Raw genomic sequence first — 20,446 nt, 5'->3', positions numbered from 1 at the left:
TGCCGGACTGTTCCGACGCTGCGCATCGTTATATTCTGGCATCAACCTACGAAGGGATTTCGCCGTGCGCTGGCTCAGGATTGCCATAGGCTTCACCGTCACGCTGTTGACCTTGCTCTGCATGCTCCCGGCCCAGGCCGCGCAAGGCAGTGGCTGGTCGGTATTGCTTGACGATCAGGGCAACCTCCAGCTGAGCGACATCCGCTCCGCCCGCTACACCAATCAATTCAGCCCTATCGAACTTGACCGCCTGACCGCGGCCGAACCCGATGGCGCCCTGTGGCTGCGCTTCAGGCTGGCGCCCGGCAAGCACGAACAAGTGCTGCGGATCTTCGCCCCCGACCTGTCGCACCTCAATCTGTATGTCCTCGACGGCGATCGCCTGATCGAGCAACGCGACACCGGCACCACCCAGCCCCAGGTGGAGCGGCCGCTGCCAAGCAGCGACTTCATGCTGCCGTTGCCGCAGAGCGACAAACCCCTCGACGTCTACCTGCGACTGGTTTCCGATCACCAGTTGCGCCCGTACATCACCCTGCAATCGGCGGTGATGGCCGCGGCCAATCACAACCAGACGCTGATCTACGGCCTGCTGTTCGGCTGTCTGGCGATGCTGATCCTGCATAACCTGATCCGCTACGCCTACACCCGCTCGCGCAGCAGCCTGTGGCTCGCAGTGTGTGAAGGCCTGTTGAGCCTGAGCCTGTTGCTGTTGCTCAACCTCGCCGGTCCGTGGCTGCCGAACTGGCATGCGATCCAGACCCCCGGCGCCTATCTGGCCCTGCTGCTGACCGCTCCGGCGGGCCTGATGTTCGCCTACCGTTTCTTCGCCCCGCTCGGCCCGCATCCGCTGAACAAGCTGCTGATCGGCGACATCCTGTTCATCGTGATCTGCAGCCTGTTGCTGTTGTTCGTCAACACCCTGCCGCTGAACATCATCACCTATGCGCTGGTGGCCCTGGCCGGGCTGAGCATGTTGCTGGTGGCGTTCTATCACTGGCAGAAAGGCTACCGCCCTGCCCGCTTGTTCGTCGCCGCGATGGTGGTGTTCAACATCGGCACGCTGATCATCCTCCCGGCCTTGCTGGGGCTGACCCTGGTCGCGCCGCAAGGCCTGATCATGACCCTGATGGGTTTCATCTGCATCAGTGGCCTGCTGATGAGCATCGCCCTCGGCGAGCGTCAGCGCAGCATCACCGAAAGCCGTTTCAGCATCAGCCGCGACCTGGCCGCGAGCAACGCCGAGATCAACGCCAAGGCCGAGTTCCTGGCCAAGATCAGCCACGAGATCCGCACGCCGATGAACGGCGTACTGGGCATGACCGAACTGCTGCTCGGCACGCCGCTGTCGGTGAAACAGCGCGATTACGTGCAAACCATCCACAGCGCCGGTAACGAACTGCTGACCCTGATCAACGAGATCCTCGACATCTCGCGGCTCGAGTCCGGGCAGATCGAACTGGACGATGTACAGTTCGACCTCAACGCGCTGATCGACGATTGCCTGAGCATCTACCGCGCCAAGGCCGAACAGCAGAACGTCGAGCTGATCAGCTTTATCCAGCCGCAAGTGCCACGGGTCATCAGTGGTGATCCGACGCGCCTGCGCCAGACGTTGCTGAGCCTGCTGGAAAACGCCCTGAAGAAAACCGAAGAAGGCGAAGTGCTGGTGGTCGTCGCCCTCGACGAACGCAGCACCGGGCCACGCCTGCGCATTGCCGTGCAGGACAGCGGCCAGCCGATGGATCAGGAAGAACGCGACGCGCTGATGCACGCCGAGTTGCACAGCAAGCACTTCCTGTCGGCCAACCGTCTGGGCGGCAACCTCGGTCTGGTGATCGCCCGCCAATTGATCCGTCTGATGCAGGGCGAGTTCGGCATCAAGAGCGGCGCCAGCCAGGGCAGCACGCTGTGGCTGACCCTGCCGCTGGACCCTGATCGTCTGGAGCATCCGACCTCGGACCTCGACAGCCCGCTGCAAGGCGCACGCGTGCTGGTGGTCGACGACAACGACACCTGCCGCAAGGTGCTGGTGCAACAATGCAGCGCCTGGGGCCTGAACGTCAGCGCCGTGCCGTCGGGCAAGGAAGCGCTGGCCCTGCTACGCACCAAGGCGCATTTGCGTGATTACTTCGACGTGGTCCTGCTCGACCAGAACATGCCCGGCATGACCGGCATGCAACTGGCCGCCAAGATCAAGGAAGACCCGAGTCTGAACCACGACATCCTGCTGATCATGCTCACCGGCATCAGCAATGCGCCGAGCAAGATCATCGCGCGCAACTCGGGGATCAAGCGCATCCTGGCCAAACCGGTGGCCGGCTACACCCTCAAGACCACGCTGGCTGACGAACTGAACCAGCGCAATCGTGGCCAGGTGGTGTTCCAGCCACAGGTTGCGAGCCCCGCAGCACCGGTCAAGGTACCGAGTGACTTCCGCATCCTGGTGGCCGAAGACAACACCATTTCGACCAAGGTGATCCGGGGCATGCTCGGTAAACTCAACCTGCAGCCAGACACCGCCAGCAACGGCGAGGAAGCCTTGCAAGCGATGAAAGCCCAACGCTACGACCTGGTGCTGATGGACTGCGAAATGCCGATCCTCGACGGGTTCTCCGCCACCCAGCAACTGCGGGCCTGGGAAGTCGGCAATCAGCGCATCCGCACGCCGATCGTGGCGCTGACCGCGCACATCCTCGCCGAACACAAGGAGCGTGCGCGCCAGGCCGGGATGGACGGGCACATGGCCAAACCGGTGGAGCTGTCGCAACTGCGTGAGCTGATCGAGCACTGGGTGGCCCAGCGTGATCAGCAGAACCGTGCGACGACACAACCGTCGTGAGCCGACAGACACGATAGCGCCTGTTAGACTCCCCCCGACTTTCCCCGCCAGCGAGCCCGCGCCATGCTCCACGTGTTATTCAGTGTTTACCTGAAGATGCTGGTGCTCTACAGCCCGTTCTTCGTGTTGTCCTGCTTCATCAGCCTGACCCGCGGTTACTCGCGCAAGGAGCAACGCCGTCTGGCCTGGAAAGTGGCGGTCGCCACCCTGGTTTCGAGCGTGTTGCTCTACCTGTTCGGGCGGGTGATTTTCGATGTGTTCGGCATCACGGTGGACGCCTTCCGCATCGGCGCCGGCAGCGTGCTGTTCATTTCCGCTCTGGGCATGGCGCAGGGCAAGTCGGCCGTGCAGACCGACAACGTGCAGCAGGACGTGACGATCGTTCCGCTGACCATTCCACTGACCGTCGGCCCCGGCACCATCGGTGCGTTGCTGGTGATGGGCGTCAGCCAGCCGCACTGGGACGACAAGCTGTTCGCGATCATGAGCATCGCCCTCGCCAGTTTCACGGTTGGCGTGGTGCTGTACCTGTCGAACCGCATCGAACGCATTCTCGGCGATCAGGGTTTGCAGATCGTCAGCCGCCTGATGGGGCTGTTCGTGTGCGCACTGGCGGCGCAGATCATCTTCACCGGGGTCAAAGGCTATCTGGTGCCTTGAACCCTGAAACGAAAAGACCGCCGACGGCAACGTCGGCGGTCTTTTTTCGTCAGCGCCCGCGCACCGTCAACCCGCAGACTCGACGGTTTTCTTCGCATCCGCCTGATCGATCAGCGCTTTCAGCGTCACGCCCTCGGCGCCCTCCTTGCGCGCCTTCAGCCAGCGCACCAGCGTCGACACCTGGCACGGACGCAGGCCCTTGACCTCAAGCATGGCATCGCCCCGCAGCGAGGGATCTGATGCATCCGCATTGCGTATCAGCACACAGTGCTCACTGTCGGGATCGATCACCACCAGGTGATCGTCGACCATCCCCACTTCGAGCTTGTGTGGATCAGCCATGGTCAGGATCAAGCGACTCATGACCGCGGGAAACCCCACCAGCGGATAACGGCAATCAACCACCAATGAATCGAGCTTGCGCATCAGCGCCTCGGACAGATGCCACTTCATCCAACCGCGCCCTACCCGCAGAACCAGCGTGCGCACATCGTCCGGGATCACCGGCAGAAGATCGTAGACATCCACCCGTCCCTCGAGCACCAGCACGTCACCCGTGCGCTGGACGTAATCCAGCGGCTTGATCTGGCGCATGCTCGGATAACCCTGAACGACCCGCTCGCGCGATTCATGCAACAAGACTTCAGCGTACTTTCGGGTTCCAAGCAGCTCGTAATCCTCCGGCAGGTCGACAGCGGGAATCTGGATCAGCCGTGCACTGTCAGCGATATACCACTGCACACTGGCCTCCTGAGAAGCGATAGAGATGAATGGACGATGCGCTGCGTTCGCCAGCAAGGCTTGCAAGTCTCTGATCAGATGCTCGCCATGGGCCGCCAGCCAATCGTGTTGCACGCCAATGATCTGCGGTGGTTCCTGATGCTCCAGTTGCAGCACCACGCCTTCGCGCGTCGTGCCCAAGAGACCGGCACCGTCGACCCGTACATCGGCAAAGCGCCACGCCGTCCACTGCCGCTCTGGTTTTGGCAGCATCCGGCTTTGCAACAACTGCGAGCCGTCTCCGAATGCCGCCTGCAGTTGATGCGGATCGATAAACGTCTGGCGCCAGACCTCGCCACTTTCGGGCTCGAACAGCCACGCCGATTGATTGTCCGGTGTCATGCCCAGCAACCGGAGCTGTGTTGGTTGCGCGTCACACAACAACAAGCGGTTGTCCACGTACCAGGCGTGCAAGCGCGCATCCCCGGCAGTATTGGCAATGCCGACAATCGGGAACTGCTCCACTGCATATTGTCGGGCGATGGCGTCGAGCGCCAGCCACCATTGTTTGCGCCCCTTGAGCCAGGACTCGGTCAGACCCGCAAAACGCACTTCACCGTCAGCGCCGATTTCGAATGACAATCCGTCCCCGGTGCGGGCCTGATAGCCATTGTGTTCAGCCGTCACCTGCTTCAGGCGCTCGGGCTGCACCCAGCGGTGCGACCACTGAATCTGTTCCAGCGTCACGGTGCGCTGCACCCGGCACAGGCTCTGGAACTGCCGGTCGTAGATGACAAACACGTCGCCGTCATCACTGGGCGTCAGCAGCATCAGCTCGTTCAGGTTCTGGATCGAGTCGGGCCAGGCGCGGGCATGGTGGCGGCGCGGTACCGGGCGCACGATCAGGTTGTCACGAGTACGGACCCAGGCCATGTCCCGAGCGTTGTCTTCGATCTTCCAGCAGACCGAAACGTAAGCAGCGAACTGCCAGTCGACCGTGGCGTAGCCTTTGTCTGCATCGACCGGTTTGAGCGATACCCAATCACCCAGTACCGATGTCCAGGCAGGCAACGGCGTGCCGTCATCGAGCAACATCTGGAAACCCGGCTCAAGTCCACGGGTAACCGAGCTCAGCCACAGTTCACCTTCATGAATCAGGTAGTTGAGGCGCTCACGCGTACCGTCCTCATACGCGTATTCCTGCACCACATGGACGACACCCTGCCCATCGGCTTCGACGCTAAGAATCGTGCTGACGCCGGTGCGTCGAAACATCAAACGAAAGCGATGACTGAGCAGGCCGGTGCCGGCATCGACCTGACAGATTTCGTAGCCAATCGGATCATGGAAAAATGCCGAATCGCCGGCCACCACCGACAACAGCCCTTCATCGTCGAACACCTCGTCGTTGCGGATATAGAGGATCCGGTCCTGCACAGCGTCATACCAGCCATTGGTGTAACGCGGCGCCTTGATGTTCTCGAACGGAATCAGGTAGTCGTGGATCGGCGTATAGCGCAGCGCCAATCGATGGGCTCGCGCCAGGTCTTGCAGATGATCCTGCAGGACCTGGCCGTCCAGGCCTCTGGGCGCCTGTTCTTCCAGAAGATCCAGTTCAGTCCGTTTATTGCCGGCAATCCGGAAGAGCCGGCCATTTTCGATCAGCAGGGAAATCTCCGGGGCAATGTCCGCCGTCACCTTGAACTCGCAACCTTTGATACCGAACTGCCCGTTGTTGCCCAGCACGATGTCCTTCTCGACGGCCCACGGCGCGACAATGATCCAGCGGTCCTTTTGTTTGCCCACTGACGTCAGTCCGACATTGACGCCGGGGTTGAGCACGAGTGTGCATGTGCCTCCACCACCCTGAATCCGATAGCTGACCTGCTCGCGCCAAGGCTCGGGGATCACCGGCACAACCAGTTTGCGCGCCTGCGCATCCAGCGTGACCCGGATCTCGGTCGGGCGATAATCGGGGTACATCCGATGGACAATGTAATGGCTGGGGAACGAGTAGAACGAAAACAGGAACAGCCACTGACCGTCCGCTTTTTTCTTCTCCAGACGCCGGGCGATGTCGAAACCCTTGTCGTGGCGCTGTGATGCGAACGGCAGGATCTGGTACTCGTAGCGATAGCAGGTAAGCGGCGTGCACGGCAAGACAATGGCCTGCTCGGCGGACGGTGAGAACTTCATCTCGGCTGGATAGCCCAGTTCTTTGCTGAGGTGGATCGCTCGCGGGTAATCGACCTCGAAATCCGGCACGCCGAAATGATCGCGCAGCGGGTAAAGACGGGTGCTGTCGAGCAGCAGCTTGCCCGTACTAAGGTCCAGATCGTTGATGATCAGCGAGGGTCGCGGCAACCAGGCACCTTGCTCGCCGCTGTAGTGAAATCCGTCCCCGTGATGCGCCTGCTCCAGTTCCGCAAAAAACAGCCCGACCGCCTTCGCTTCTTCAGCGATAGTGGCAAAGCTCTGCGCCAGCGCAGTCACGCCGACCGCAAGGCCACCCAGAATCACCCCGGCGCCTCCCAGCACCGCTGCTGCCGTACCCGCACCGGCAAACGCTGCGCCAAGTCCCGCGCCGGTGAGGGCCAGACTGCTGGCATCGAAGGTCAGCTGGGTGGCGTAGGTGGCTGTCTCCACATCATTACGTGCCGTCGCCAACTGATAGATATCGAAACCGACATTGGCCAGACCCAACACCGCGCCGACGCCTTCGTTGCCCAAATGCCCGGCCACAGCGCCGAGGGATCTGCCGGTCAACGGCTCGAGCGCTTCGCCGACCACCTTCGCAGTGGTGCGGGCGATCAGTTTTTCATCGCGCAGCGCGGCCTGCACCAGACCGATCAGTCCCGCCACATCGACCACATTGCCATGCACCAGTTGTGCGTAATTGACGTAGGCATGCCACTGCACCGCCGTTGTCAGTGTGCGGTCTTCACCTTCGCGACCACGCAAAGCATTCATCAAGGCCTGCACCGCGAAACCGGCATTGAGCGTATGCACTGCCGCTGCCTCGGTCGGATCCACAGCATCACCGACCGGACGCTTGCGCCCGAGGCTCGAAAACAGGTCAGTCAGGTAATTTTTGATTCGCAGCAGGCGATCATCCCGGCTGACGACCGTGGCGACCAACTCGCCGGTCTGTGGATCGATCATGCCCACCCGATAACTGCCCTCGGGCGTCACTTCCAGCGAGTCGAACAACGGCACAAGAGGCGTCACCGAGTCATGGCCCTCCTGCAACCGCGCCGTCATGTCGGCAATCTCCCCGCCCCACCAGTCATTGTCTGAAGACAACAGTGCCTTGCCCAGCCGCGAGTTCTCCATCAGCGTTCGTCCGTGAGCACTGTTCATCCTCTGGCGAACCGACCTGAACGGTTTGTCCGGCAGCGGCTCGTCCCTGAGCAATTGACTTACCTTGCTGCCGTTCGACAGGTTCAGATCGGCGACTTTTTCCCCATGCACATCGATCAGATCGAACTGTGGCCGGCCAGGTTTGCCGTACACGGCGTAATGACGGGCGATCTGTGCCTGCTTGAAAAATTGCCCAAGGGCCATTCTGAAGGTTACGGAGCTGTCGAACTGGAACAGGCCGAAGTTCGGATCGTAGAAGTGATAAATGACCGTACTCCCGTGTACAGTCCGAGCCACCAGCATCGAGTGGTTATCCGAGTTGAGCATCAGGGTTCGCGGCCCCACGGACGCCTCGAGTGTCGCGACCATCTTGTCCAGATCGCCCCGCCCCAGCGCCGTGCCCACATCGGCTGCGTTCACGCCACGCATTTCCTCCAGCGCGGCCAGAAACGCCTTCGAGTCCGGGTGCTCCGGCTCAAGCACCGCCAGAAAGAATCGCTCGCGCAATTGCCGGGTCGCTCCCTCGCCCTGTGTGAGGGCGGCCCCCATCGCCAGCGCCAGCGGAAAACAGCGGCCGGCCGCAGTGTCACCCGGCCCGTGCATCAACAAATCCTGAGGCACCATTTTGACAGTGCCGGCCTCGAACTGACTGAGCACCTGTTCCAGCCGCTCCAGAACCTGTTCGCGGTGTTCCTGAGTAGCGAGCCGCTGGATCTGCGCCACCTGACGCCCCCAGTCAAACAGTGTCGCAGTGTTGGCCAAGGCATTCTTTTTCAGGCCAAGTGCGGTGATCGGATGCGCGGGCAATTCATCACCCACACTGGACATGCCTGCCATGAACGCAGGTGCGCGGTGCTGATAGAGATGCTGTTCAATCGCCGCATAGCGCCCTGCCGTACCGCGCTCACTGAGGCTGTTGATCAGATTGTCCAGCGTACTGCGCAAGGCGGAAAAGCTTTGAGCGTCCAGTGAATCAGCGCCCAGCAATGCTCCGATGGTCAAACGCTGCAACGGGGTGAGCTGTTCGAGTTGCCAGGAACCGGCGCCCAACCCGATCAACAGCTCATCCAGTGCGAGGCTCTGGGCAACCGGATTTTTCGGGAATGCCGGTGGCCGCAGGCGAGTGTCCTGATTGCGGATGGCCTGACGATCATCGAAGCTCAGCGGCAATCTTTCAGCGAACACAAGGGTGCCGTCGTGACCGTTCGTCATCGCCTTGGTGAACGGCTCGCCGAGGTGATCAGCCATCCGCTGCAACAGCTCGGTATTCAGGACATGACGTCCTTCGATGAGCGGCCAGCCGAGTTCGAATTCGACGGTCGTCTGTTTCAACAACTCAGCGATGTTCCCGGCGTAGCGGCTCTTGAATTGGCCATCGCGCCAGCGTTGCTGCTCAGTCTCGAGCCACTTCTGAGTATCGGTTTCGTTTTCCTTCCAGGAGTGATCCAGTTCCTCTTCAGTGAGTTGATTGACCGTCTGCAGAGGTGCGATGGCCATTTCCCGCCGTGACGCCTGCGCGCCCTCGGGCGTTAAAAATGCCTTTTCGAAATCGCCGGTGCCATCCTTGATCGCGACCGGTCCGGTCAAATAAATGGTCCCCTCATTTTTTGGTCGGATACCTTCGTTGTGGTATCCGGCTGCGGCATTTGCCAGATAAGACGCAAAGATGGCTTCCATTCCGGGCAAATCAAACAAAGGCCCGTAAGACTTTTCCAGCACTTCACCAGCCAGTGTATCCATGGCTTCATGCTCTTGAAGACTGATACCTTTGTCAGTGGCCAACCGTGCGGTGTCATCGATCAATTCATAGTTGAACCTGAAGCGCTGGAGCACGGACTCAAGTACCGCCGAGCCGGCATGCGCCATCATGTAGGCATTGCTGATCGTGTTTCCCTTTGCCACCGCGCGCAATGCGTAGGGACGGACAAGCAGATCCTGTGGAGGCTGAAACACTTGGGTCAAAGGCGGCCGGCTTTTGGCAAACGCTTGCAGTACCGTGCGATGCTCTTCGGGTATTTGCAACAGCTTGTCTCTGTATTGCCCCCGCAACGCTTGTCGACCTGGCATCCAGTCAGGATTCTGATCCAGCATCAACTGCAAAACACCGAGTCGAGCATCCTCACCAAAGTCGCTTATATCGACACCTGCAATTTCCTTCAGCAACGGCGGCAAGTTATCGACATCGGTGTAACTGCCGCCCTCAAAGTACAAGACCTCTGCTCTTACGATATCCGATGCCGCCGCCAGGTTGCCCCGCATGCGCATTTCCCGCTGGTAAATATCCCGCAACTTCAAAGGTATTTCCGAACCCGCCAGATCGCGCACGCGAACGTCACCTCCGACCAGCGCATCAATACTTTCACGGTTCTTTGCCTTCAACACCCGTAAGTCCTGAGAACTCTGACCATAAGCACGGCTCAACAACTGCACCCTTGCTTCATCGGCTGATTCGCCCTTCGCAACTGCCGCATCAATGTGTTCGCTCATTTGTTGCTTCAACGCAATAGCGCGGGCCACATACATTTCGCCCAATACCTTATCGGAAGTGCTATCGACGCCCCCGTGCTCCATGGCGTCCGCCTTCGCCGCATCGACCATCAAGCGATTGGCCTGCCAGGCCAGCAACGCATCACTGTCATACCAGACGTTGATCTGATAACCCTGACCAGCCAATACCTGCTTCCAGACATTGATGTAGTCGCGCTGAATCTCGCCGATGCCGCCACCCAGCCAGATGAAGTGCAGGATCTTCGGCACTTGCGTAGCGGGCGTTTTCATCAGTTCGACGCTGTAACTCAGACGCGACTCAAAATCGGCGACTCTGGCGCCGATTTCTGAAAGATCAGGTGTCTTCTTGCTGTCCAGGCCCGGAGCAGGCGCCTGTTCCACTTCACGTCGTACCCGCAGGCCATCGAACTCTGCAAGCGCCCGCTTGAATAGCGCGAGCGGTTGCAGAAGCCTTGGCGAATCGAGCAAACCGACACAAGCAAAGTAGTAACGGATCACTTCGTCATGACGAACAGTATTCTTGTAGGGCAACAGCGCCTGTTCAAGATCAGACAACTTGAACAGATTGACGAACTTCACATAGCCGCCATCGACAACATCAACATTAGCATCCTGCATTTTAATACTTCCCTGAGTGGTGAACCATGTGCACTGCCAATCGGCTGGCACACGTCTGCACTGCAAGTAACAAGACTTGCAACACTTAAAAATCATCAATATAAAAAATTGAGCAAGCTTCACAAAATTGAAACTAGTACAAAACAAAAACCAAAAACACACACAAAACACTTCAAACAATGTCCAGGGAAATATTCAATAACATCGAGCCAACTATCGAAATAAACAAGCCATTAAAAAGCACATAAAAAAACAAGGCCGCGAATGGCGAATTCGCGGCCTTGTTTGTTTTATCGATCATTGCCACTCGACAGTGCGGGGATATCAGCCGGCCGGTTTTTCCCCGTACCAGCGCGGCGTATAAACCCACTCCCCGCCCTCGGCTCGAGGGAAAGTGCAGGTAGTGGAAGAACCGATCAGCACCATGGTGCGCATGTCCACTTGCTCCGGAGTCAGCGCGCCCAGTGTCGTGACGCGCAGCGTCTGCCCCGGCCGACCGATATCGCGGCCCAGCACCACCGGTGTTTGCGGCGTGCGGTGTTGCGCGACGATTTCCAGCGCTCGCCCCAGTTGCCACGGACGGGCACGGGAGATCGGGTTATAGAAGGCCAATGCCAGATCCGCCTCGGCGGCCAGATCCAGACGCTTCTCGATGATCGACCACGGTTTGAGGTTGTCCGACAGCGACATCACGCAGAAGTCATGGCCCAGCGGCGCACCGGCCTGAGCGGCGGTGGCGAGCGACGCCGAAACACCCGGCAGGATTTCCAGATCGACGCTGTGCCACGCCGGATCCGTCGACTCGTGCAATGCTTCAAGCACCGCCGCCGCCATGGCGAACACGCCCGGATCGCCGGACGAAACCACGATCACCGAACGACCCTCAGCGGCCAACCGGAAGGCGTGACGGGCACGCTGCATTTCTTCGCGGTTGTCGGTGCAATGCTGCACCTGATCGTCGCGGAACGGGCCGGCCATGCGCACATAGGTTTCGTAACCCAGCACGTCAGTGGCGCGGGCCAGTTCGGCTTTCACCGCCGGCACCATCAACTCTGCCGCACCCGGGCCAAGGCCAATGACAGCAAGGCGACCACGCGGACGACCGATCTGCGAAACATCCAGCGGCTGTTCGGCCACGGCGATGGCAAGGTCGCGGGATGTTGTGATGATTCGAGCGTCGGGGACTGCATCGCGAACCAGCTCAACGATGTCACTCGCCGGCGCGACAAAGCGCAACGGCACAGCCAGTTCAAGCGCGGCGTCACGCAACGCCGGACTGGCCATCTGAGTATCAGCCGCCACCAGACAGGCCAGCGATTGAATTGCCACACCGGCCTGAAGTAACGCATCGCGAATTACATCCGGTAGATCGGCCACATCTGTATCGACCGCCACCGCCACGCTACGCGGATAAATCAGCAACTCACTGGCGTTCGCCGCGCGGGCATCGCTGCCCACATGAATCGAGCGCTGCGCCTGTGGATCTTCCGGCAGTTGCGCCTGCTCAAGCCACGGCGCAGCACCGTCGATGCGTACGCTGTGGCCGGCGAGCAAGTCGGAGACAAAACGCTTGCCCTGCTCCAGATCGCCGAGGGCATAACCGCCGGGCGGGTTGAGCAGGCAGGTGCCGAAACGCAACTCGCCGCTGGTGGTAATCGCCGCTGCCACTTCAAGCGCAGACGCAATCTCGCGGGCCATGACGTTCACCCCGCCGAGGCCACCGAGCAGCGGCACCACGGCGCTGCCGTCTTCAGCCACGGCGAGCACCGCTGGCTCGACGCCTTTTTCCAGCAACAGCGGCACCAGGGTGCGAATGACAATGCCGGCCGCGCACAGGGCAATGATCGGCGTGTCCTGTTGATACAGCTCGCGCAGGGTTGCGCCGAAGTCGCTGTAAGTCAGGTCCGCGCCTTCGACGCGCCCTTTTAGTCCATGAATCTGCGCGGCCGGATAGACCTGCTGAAGACGACGGGCCGTGCCCAGTGCGCCCTGGCCGAGAATGACGATGGCCGGTGTGGAATGGGTCATCAGCCTTGCCACCGTTCGCCGGGCACAATGATCAGCGAGAAGTACGGCGACGACATCGGCTCGACCTCATCCAGCGGTACGATCTTCTGGTTGGCCATGGTCGCGCGCTCGACGTACAGCGCACGCTCGGCCAGACCCAGCTCTGCCAACACGTCGCGCACCTTCGGGAAGTTGCGCCCCAGTTTCATGATCACCGCCGCATCGGCATCCGCCAGGCGACGCTTGAGTTCATCGTGAGGCAGCACGCCGGACAGCACCGACAGGCTCTGATTGCGATACACCAGCGGCGCGCCCAGTACCGAAGCGCCGCCGAGCATCGAGCAGACGCCCGGCACCACTTCGGCTTCGTAACGGCTGGCGAGGCGATCGTGCAGGTACATGTAGGAGCCGTAGAAGAACGGGTCACCTTCGCAGATCACCGCCACGTCGCGACCGGCGTCCAGATGCGCGGCCACTTCTTCTGCCGCGTCATCGTAGAAATCGCTGATCACCTGTTCGTAGGACAGCGGCGCCGGCAGCACTTCGGTGGTCACCGGGTACACCAGCGGCAGTAGATTCTGGGCGTCCTGCAGGTGCGCTTCGATGATGCCGAACGCGTTGCCCTTCTTGCCCTTGGCCACGAAGTACGCCACCACCGGCGATTCGCGCAGCAGGCGCAAGGCCTTGACGGTAATCAGTTCCGGATCACCGGGGCCGACGCCCAGGCCAATCAAACGTCCTTGAGCCTGCATCATTCGATCTCCGTGGCGAGAGCATTGACCGCAGCGGCGGCCATGGCGCTGCCGCCGAGGCGGCCCTGCATGATCACGAACGGCACGCCACGGCTGTTGGCGGCCAGTTCGGCCTTGGATTCGGCGGCGCCGACGAAGCCCACCGGGAAGCCGAGGATCAACGCCGGTTTCGGGGCGCCGGCGTCGAGCATTTCCAGCAGATAGAACAGCGCGGTCGGCGCGTTGCCGATCACCACCACGCTGCCTTCCAGATGCGGACGCCACAGTTCCAGCGCGGCAGCGGAGCGGGTGTTGCCCAGCTCGCGCGCCAGCTCCGGCACGCTGTCATCGCGCAAGGTGCAAATCACCTCGTTGTTGGCCGGCAGGCGCGCACGGGTCACGCCCTCGGAAACCATCCGCGCATCGCACAGGATCGGCGCGCCAGCGGCCAGCGCATCGCGCCCGGCCTTGCCGGCGCCTTCGGAGAATTGCAACCCGTCGATGGCCTCGACCATGCCGCAGGCGTGGATCACCCGCACCGCGAGTTTTTCCAGGTCGGCCGGGATGCGAGCCAGGTTGGCCTCGCTGCGAATGATCGCGAAGGAGTTGCGATAGATCTCCTGACCGTCGCGGATGTAATCAAGCATCAAGGGGGCTCCGTGAGCGGGCGGCGAGCAGGGTCGCGGCCGCTTCGATAGTAAGGTTGTGAGCGTGCAGCGCGCCGAAACCCGGCAGGGCTGCACCGCGAAAATAGAGATCGTAGTGGCCGGGGCCGACCGCCAGCAGAGTCACCGCTGCCCGATGTGCGGCGGCGCAGGAACGCGGGCAACCGGACAGGTGCACATCAACGGCGTGTGGCAACAGCGTAGCCAGCAGGCGGGCATCGTGTTTGGTGTCGGCCAGGCCTTTGCCGCAGCCGTTGGCGCCGGTGCAGGCGATCAGGTGTGACAGGGGGTCTTCGATGCGGGTCAGCAGGTTCAGCTTGCTCAATTTGTCGAGCACTTGAACCGCATCGGTTTCCTGCACATTGGGCAGCAACAGACTCTGCCAAGGGGTGAAACGCAGGCTGCCGTCACCAAAGGTTCTGGCCAGGTGTGCGGCGCCACGCAGCATGTCCGGATCAAGGCGGCCAAGCGCCGGGGCAGCACCGACATAGACCTGACCGGCCGATTGCTGAGGGTGGATGCCAAGGTGCAAACCCTCCGGTCCGGCTTCGCGCTGCCAATCAGCAGCGGCTTTCAGGCTGATCCGCTGAGCGATTTTTTCCAGGAACACCGGCGCCGGGCATTCATCCAGCAGATGGCGCATTCGCGTCTGCTCCGGTCGGGCCAGATCGAGGAACAGTTCCAGCACCGCGACCACCAGCGCATGTCCGTGCGCAAGCGCCACAGCGGCCAGCGGTCGATCCGTCGGACAACCCGCCAGGCCGAACGCCAGCAGCGTGTCGCCGCGATCTTCGAATGCCGACAACCACAGGTCATGGGGATGTTCGAGCATCGCCAGCGCTTCACCGCCGTCCAGTTGCACGGCGAACTTGGCGCTCAGCTCGTGGAAGCGCGGATGACTTTGCAGGGTTTCGAGGATCTGCCCGGCCAGTGGACGAGTATCGAAGCGCATCTGCGGGTCGATGCCGGCGGCGGGGCTGAGCATCAGGTTGCGCACATCGTCGCCCGCTGCGGTTCGCGGCCCGAGACCGGCGGCCAGCAGGCTTTCGATCAGCGCGGCGGACTGCTCGCCGATCCCGCGAATCTGCAGATTGCCCCGGTTGGTCGCCTCGATCGCCCCGCCGGCAAACCGCTCGGCGGCATTGGCCACCGCATCGGCCTGATCGGCCGTGATCGAACCGCCATCGAGCTTGATCCGGCAGATCCCGCCGTCCAGCGCCTGGACGATACGCAGCAACCCCGGACAGGCCGAGGGGCGTATGGCGTTGGACATCGGACGTTCGTTCAAGGGCTGGCAGCTCTGTGGGAAAGGCGCTTCGCGGGCGAAGGCGCGGTATTATGCCTGCTTTGTCCGACGGCATGAAAAGTCTGCCCGTCGGAACGGCGCGTTTGCGGACACTTTTTTGAGGGGCTACAGATGTCACCCTGGCTGACAGTAGTAGGAATCGGTGAAGACGGCTTCAAGGGCCTGGGCAAGAATGCCCGGCGCGCCTTGATGGGCGCTTCGCGGATCATCGGCGGTCAGCGTCAGCTGGATCTGTTGCCGGTGTGCATCCGTGGCGAGCGCCAGTTGTGGCCGAGCCCGTTTTCCCTGGCCCCGGTGCTCGAGCATCGCGGTGAAGCGGTGTGCGTGCTGGCCAGCGGTGATCCGATGTTCTACGGCGTTGGCGCAAGCCTGGCGCGGCAGGTGCCGGGGGCCGAGATGCTGGTTCTGCCGGCGCCGTCGTCCTGCTCGCTGGCGGCGGCCCGACTGGGCTGGCCGTTGCAGGATGTCAGTGTGCTGTCTCTGGTGGCTCGCCCGCTGGCGGCCCTCAACGCACAACTATTCAGCGGCGTGCGCCTGTTGTTGCTGAGCAATGACGGACAAAGTCCGGCGGCTGTTGCCGCGTTACTGCGTGAGCGCGGATTCGGCGCCAGTCGCCTGAGCATCCTGGAACATCTGGGCGGCAGCGACGAGCGCCGCATCGACGGCACCGCCAACGACTGGAATGATCCGCTCATTGCCGACCTCAACGTGATCGCCATCGAGTGCCTGGGCGATCCAGATACACCACGTCTGTCGCGCCTCGCCGGCCTGCCTGACTCGGCTTTCCAGCATGACGGCCAACTGACCAAACGCGACGTGCGCGCAATCACCCTCGCCCGCCTCGCCCCGACACCGGGCGAACTGCTGTGGGACGTCGGCGCGGGCAGCGGCTCGATCGGCATCGAGTGGATGCGCGCTCACCCGAGCTGCCGCGCTCTGGCCATCGAGGCCGATGATGGCCGACAACAGTTGATCGAACACAACCGCGACGCTTTGGGCGTTCCCGGTCTGCAACTGATTCGCGGCAGTGCCCCGCAGGCTCTCGCCGGGCTGGAATGTCCGGACGCGATTTTCATCGGCGGCGGCGTGACGCGCGAAGGCGTGCTCGACACCTGCTGGGAACAACTCAAACCCGGCGGCCGACTGGTCGCCAACGCCGTGACCCTGCAAAGCGAAATGACCTTGATGAGCTGGCGCGAACGCCACGGCGGCGAACTGACCCGCATCCACATTGCCCAGGCGCAGCCGCTGGGCGAGTTCGACACCTGGCGCCAGGCCCTGCCGATCACCCTGCTCGATCTGGTCAAACCCCTCGATGCGTGACGAAACCGCCGAACAACCCGCGCCCTTGCGCAGCGGCCTGACCACCGGCAGCTGCGCCACGGCCACCAGCCTCGCCGCGGCGCGCCTGCTGCTCGGCGGAGCGGTGGCGGACGCCGTGCAGATCGTGTTGCCCAAGGGCAAGCAGGTGCAGATGCGTCTGGAGTTCTGCCGGCTGACCGAAGACGGCGCTGAAGCCGGGACGATCAAAGATGCGGGCGACGACCCGGACGTGACTCACGGTGCCCTGCTTTATTCGCGAGTGCGGCTGATGGCCGAGCCGGGAATCCGCTTCATTGCCGGCAAAGGCGTCGGCACCGTCACTCGGCCGGGGCTGGTGCTGGGCGTCGGCGAGCCGGCGATCAATCCAGTGCCGCGCAAGATGATCAGCGATCACCTGACGCTGCTCGCCGAAGAAACCGGCTATCGCGGCGGCTTCGAGGTGACGGTCAATGTCGAGGGTGGCGAAGCCCTGGCGCTGAAAACCATGAACCCGCGTCTGGGCATTCTCGGCGGCCTGTCGATCCTCGGCACCAGCGGCATCGTCAGGCCGTTTTCCTGCGCGGCATACATTGCCTCGATCCATCAAGGCATCGACGTCGCGAAAACCAACGGCTACCTGCACATCGCCGCCTGTACCGGCAACGCCAGCGAGGACACCATGCGCCGGGTCTACAACCTGCCGGAAATCGCCCTGATCGAAATGGGCGACTTCGTCGGCGCCGTGCTCAAGCACCTGCGCAAAGTGCCTGTGGATAAACTCAGCCTGTGCGGCGGCTTCGGCAAGATCAGCAAACTGGCGGCCGGGCACATGGATCTGCACTCGCGCCATTCGAGCATCGACTTGCCGCAACTGGCCGAATGGGCGGCGGCGATTGGTGCCGACGACGATTTGCAGCAAGCCATTCGCGGGGCGAACACCAGTCAGCAGGCATTGGCGATGGCCAGTGCGGCGGGCGTTGCGCTGGGCGATGAAGTCTGCCGCCATGCTTTGGAGTTCGCCCGTAGCGTGGTGCCGGCGCAGGTTCAGGTCGAGGTGTTTGCGATTGATCGTCAGGGCGGCATCGTTGGCCATGCGGGAGCCTTTGTATGAAGCGAATCTTGTTGCTCGGCGGCGTGACTGAAGCGCTGGCCATCGCGCGCACGTTGGGGCCGGAACACATTTACAGCCTGGCCGGGGTCGGCCGGGTGCCGACCGATCTGACGTGTCAGGTGCGCGTCGGCGGCTACGGTGGCGCCGAAGGTCTGGCGCAGTTCATTCGCGACGAAGGCATCACACTTTTGCTCGACGCGACCCACCCCTACGCCGCACAGATCAGCCAGAACGCCGCCACCGCTGCGCAACTCACCGGCACCCCCTGCTGGGCCCTGCGCCGCCCCGCGTGGCAACCGCAACCCGGCGATGACTGGCGCGAAGTCGCCGACTGGGCCGAACTGATCACCGCCCTCGAACCCTTCCGCCGCCCACTGTTCACCCTTGGCCGCGAACCGCTGCAACACCTCGACGAAATCCCCGCGCACCAGTTCTGGACCCTGCGCGCCCTCGACGTCTACCCCGGCAACGAACGCTGCGAAGTCATCGGCGCCCGTGGACCGTTTCTGCTGGAGGATGAACGGGCGTTGTTCGAGCGGCGGCAGATCGACGTGCTGATCAGCAAGAACAGCGGCAGCACCGCGACCGAGCCGAAACTGGACGTGGCGCGGGAGCTTGGGGTGCCGGTGCTGGTGTTGAAGCGGCCGGAGTTGGCGGGGGTTGATCGGGAGTTTTGGACGGTTGCTGAAGCCATCGCTGCCCTCGCGGCCGGAGTCCGACCGTGAAAAACAAAAAGCTCAAGTCCTACTGAGTGCTAGGACACTGCCCACAAGAACTTAAAGAATCGCTGACTATCTGCACGAGCGGCCCAGGCTTACGTTTAGCGTTTCATCGAATTTGTGAGCACGCTCCAATGACCGGAAAATTCACCCGCTTCGACATCAAGGACTTTCTCCACACGCCTGCTGAACTGGTGCACTACGTCAAGGCATGTTCGGAACTGGACTCAGGCGATGGACGATTTAACCGCGTGGCGCTCCGAGACTATAAGCAGACCATCCGATTGAGAATTCAATCTGATCCGGATTTCGCACAGGCATTGCGAATCGAAGCCGCTACACTCTTTCATAACGGCGAGACGGAACTGGCAAGCATGCTACTCGCACAATTGCATGTAGCGCTGCGACACCAAACCGCACGACGCTTTTTTACTTATCGGCCCTGATCAGGCTAAATAGCCGCGCCTGATCGCCCACCCTACGGATCTGTCCCATGAACCGACACCGGCTCGCATTTGCCTGGATCGCCTGCTTTGCAGTGCTGTTCAACATGCTCGCCATGCCGTTGACGGGAGCGATGGCGCAGGCGGCGCAGACGCCGGCCGAGCAGTTGCTGTGGAGCAGTTTCTGCACCGGCAGCGGGACGAAGATGGTGGCGATCGACATCGGCAGCCTCGATCAGAAAGCGCCGCAGAGTGGTGACCATCATTCGACCATGCAGCATTGCTGGTGCTGTTCCGGATCGGCGCCGGTGGTGGCGTTGCCGGGGCATTCGCCGCAGCTGTATTTCGCTCGATACGAAAGCAATCGCAGCGTGGCGCCCGCCGTGCTGCAAACTCCGACACCGCGCCAGCAATGGCCGAGCCTAAATCCCCGCGCCTCTCCTCTGGTTTGATTTGTTCCCGCATTTGACCTGCGTTTCAAATCGTTCTGGAGAACTGCCATGTTGAACAAATTCATCGTCATCGCTGCGCTGTTGCTGCCTGCGTGCTTCGCCCATGCCCACGAATACAAGGCCGGCGAGCTGGAAATCGCCCACCCGTGGTCACAGGAACTGCCGCCGAACGCGCCGACGGTTGCCGCGTATTTCATCATTCACAACGCCGGCAAGACGGCTGACCGCCTGCTCAGCGTCGACTCGCCGATCGCCCCGACAGCGGAACTGCACGAGCACGTGATGCAGGGCGATCTGATGAAGATGCAACAGGTGCCGAACGTGGCCATCCCGGCCGGTGGAAACGTGACCTTCGCGCCGATGGCCTATCACGTGATGCTGATGAATCCGACCGACCGCAGTCTGCTGACCGACGGCAAGCGCTTCCCGCTGACCCTGCACTTCGAAAAGGCCGGTGACGTGACCGTCGAGGTCGCGGTGCAGAAGAAGTCGCCGGAAGCCACGCAAGCCCACGCGCACGCCCAGTAACCGTTCCGGCAGACTCCGCCCATGCGCCCCCTGAGCGCCAGGCCCTCCCTGCAACGCCGTCAGACTGAACACCTGACCCGCGGCAGCTGGATCGCCCTGTTCGCCATGTTGATGATCTTCATCGGCCCGCTGATTTCCCAGTCGATGCCGATGGATCAGCACGCCTCGACCTCCATGCCGATGAGCATGGACATGTCGATGGACATGCCGGGCATGGATCATTCCGGGCACAGTGCACAGCCCTCCACCGAACACTGCCCACCGGAATCCTCGCACCATGTGCTGTGGGAAAAGTGCGGCTATTGCAGCCTGCTGTTCAACTGCCCAGCGCTGACCGGTGGCGGCAGCTTCGCCACTTTCAGCATTCCACTCGTCAACACCTTCACCCCGCCCTCCCCGCGTCTGGGCCATGCCCGGCAGCCCGTCGTCCCCGGCGCCCGCCCCCGCGCCCCGCCCGGCGCAGCGGAAACCCCC

14 protein-coding genes are annotated in these 20,446 nt (G+C 62.0%); 9 read left to right on the top strand and 5 right to left on the bottom strand.

Annotation, left to right across the window (positions count from 1 at the left end):
- Positions 1-64: 64 nt before the first annotated feature.
- Together C1X29_RS24960 and C1X29_RS24955 are read left to right on the top strand one after the other, a co-directional pair.
- The gene (locus tag C1X29_RS24960) at positions 65-2,842 is read left to right on the top strand and encodes a hybrid sensor histidine kinase/response regulator (protein ID WP_102688349.1); all 2,778 of its coding nucleotides are present in this window, start codon (positions 65-67) and stop codon (positions 2,840-2,842) included.
- A gap of 63 nt (positions 2,843-2,905) precedes the next feature.
- A complete protein-coding gene (locus C1X29_RS24955; RefSeq protein ID WP_007951032.1) occupies positions 2,906-3,502 on the top strand; it encodes a MarC family protein in 597 nt (198 codons plus the stop codon).
- 66 nt (positions 3,503-3,568) lie between these two features.
- Here C1X29_RS24955 and C1X29_RS24950 read toward each other — a convergent pair whose 3' ends face one another.
- The 5 genes from C1X29_RS24950 to cobG all read right to left on the bottom strand — a co-directional run bounded on the left by C1X29_RS24950 (position 3,569) and on the right by cobG (position 15,384).
- A complete protein-coding gene (locus C1X29_RS24950; protein ID WP_256584394.1) occupies positions 3,569-10,879 on the bottom strand; it encodes a TcdA/TcdB pore-forming domain-containing protein in 7,311 nt (2,436 codons plus the stop codon).
- A 153-nt stretch (positions 10,880-11,032) separates the two neighbouring features.
- Entirely contained in the window at positions 11,033-12,736 is a 1,704-nt protein-coding gene (cobJ, locus tag C1X29_RS24945; protein WP_102688351.1) for a precorrin-3B C(17)-methyltransferase, read from the bottom strand.
- Positions 12,736-13,467, bottom strand: coding sequence for a precorrin-2 C(20)-methyltransferase (locus C1X29_RS24940; RefSeq protein ID WP_045121632.1), 732 nt, complete (start codon positions 13,465-13,467; stop codon positions 12,736-12,738). Before C1X29_RS24940 ends, cobJ begins: the two co-directional genes overlap by 1 nt.
- Positions 13,467-14,093, bottom strand: coding sequence for a precorrin-8X methylmutase (locus tag C1X29_RS24935; protein ID WP_085609238.1), 627 nt, complete (start codon positions 14,091-14,093; stop codon positions 13,467-13,469). The genes C1X29_RS24940 and C1X29_RS24935 overlap by 1 nt, the downstream gene beginning before the upstream one ends.
- On the bottom strand, positions 14,086-15,384 hold the full coding sequence (gene cobG / locus C1X29_RS24930) for a precorrin-3B synthase (RefSeq protein ID WP_102688352.1): 1,299 nt from the start codon (positions 15,382-15,384) through the stop codon (positions 14,086-14,088). The genes C1X29_RS24935 and cobG overlap by 8 nt, the downstream gene beginning before the upstream one ends.
- A 144-nt stretch (positions 15,385-15,528) precedes the next feature.
- Between cobG and cbiE the strand changes: the two genes are divergently transcribed.
- The 7 genes from cbiE to C1X29_RS24895 form a co-directional block, all read left to right on the top strand.
- Positions 15,529-16,740, top strand: coding sequence for a precorrin-6y C5,15-methyltransferase (decarboxylating) subunit CbiE (gene cbiE / locus C1X29_RS24925; protein WP_102688353.1), 1,212 nt, complete (start codon positions 15,529-15,531; stop codon positions 16,738-16,740).
- Positions 16,733-17,830: a cobalt-precorrin-5B (C(1))-methyltransferase gene (locus tag C1X29_RS24920; RefSeq protein ID WP_102688354.1), complete on the top strand. Its 1,098-nt coding sequence runs from the start codon at positions 16,733-16,735 to the stop codon at positions 17,828-17,830. The genes cbiE and C1X29_RS24920 overlap by 8 nt, the downstream gene beginning before the upstream one ends.
- A complete protein-coding gene (locus C1X29_RS24915) occupies positions 17,827-18,555 on the top strand; it encodes a cobalt-precorrin-6A reductase (protein WP_102718614.1) in 729 nt (242 codons plus the stop codon). The genes C1X29_RS24920 and C1X29_RS24915 overlap by 4 nt, the downstream gene beginning before the upstream one ends.
- A 128-nt stretch (positions 18,556-18,683) precedes the next feature.
- A complete protein-coding gene (locus tag C1X29_RS24910) occupies positions 18,684-18,995 on the top strand; it encodes a hypothetical protein (RefSeq protein ID WP_039772019.1) in 312 nt (103 codons plus the stop codon).
- A 47-nt stretch (positions 18,996-19,042) separates the two neighbouring features.
- Positions 19,043-19,444, top strand: a complete 402-nt coding sequence (locus C1X29_RS24905; RefSeq protein ID WP_102718613.1) for a DUF2946 domain-containing protein — start codon at positions 19,043-19,045, stop codon at positions 19,442-19,444.
- Between the two features lie 48 nt (positions 19,445-19,492).
- Complete coding sequence (locus C1X29_RS24900; protein ID WP_102718612.1) at positions 19,493-19,972, top strand: copper chaperone PCu(A)C; 480 nt, start codon at positions 19,493-19,495, stop codon at positions 19,970-19,972.
- A 21-nt stretch (positions 19,973-19,993) separates the two neighbouring features.
- Positions 19,994-20,446: DUF2946 domain-containing protein (locus C1X29_RS24895; protein ID WP_102718620.1), on the top strand; the 453-nt coding region annotated here is incomplete at its 3' end.

The organism is Pseudomonas sp. GW456-12-10-14-LB2 (assembly GCF_002884345.1).
Lineage (GTDB): Bacteria > Pseudomonadota > Gammaproteobacteria > Pseudomonadales > Pseudomonadaceae > Aquipseudomonas > Aquipseudomonas paraglycinae.
The sequence above is the reverse complement of the archived record's forward strand: the minus strand, read 5'-3'. Positions and strand labels throughout refer to the sequence as shown.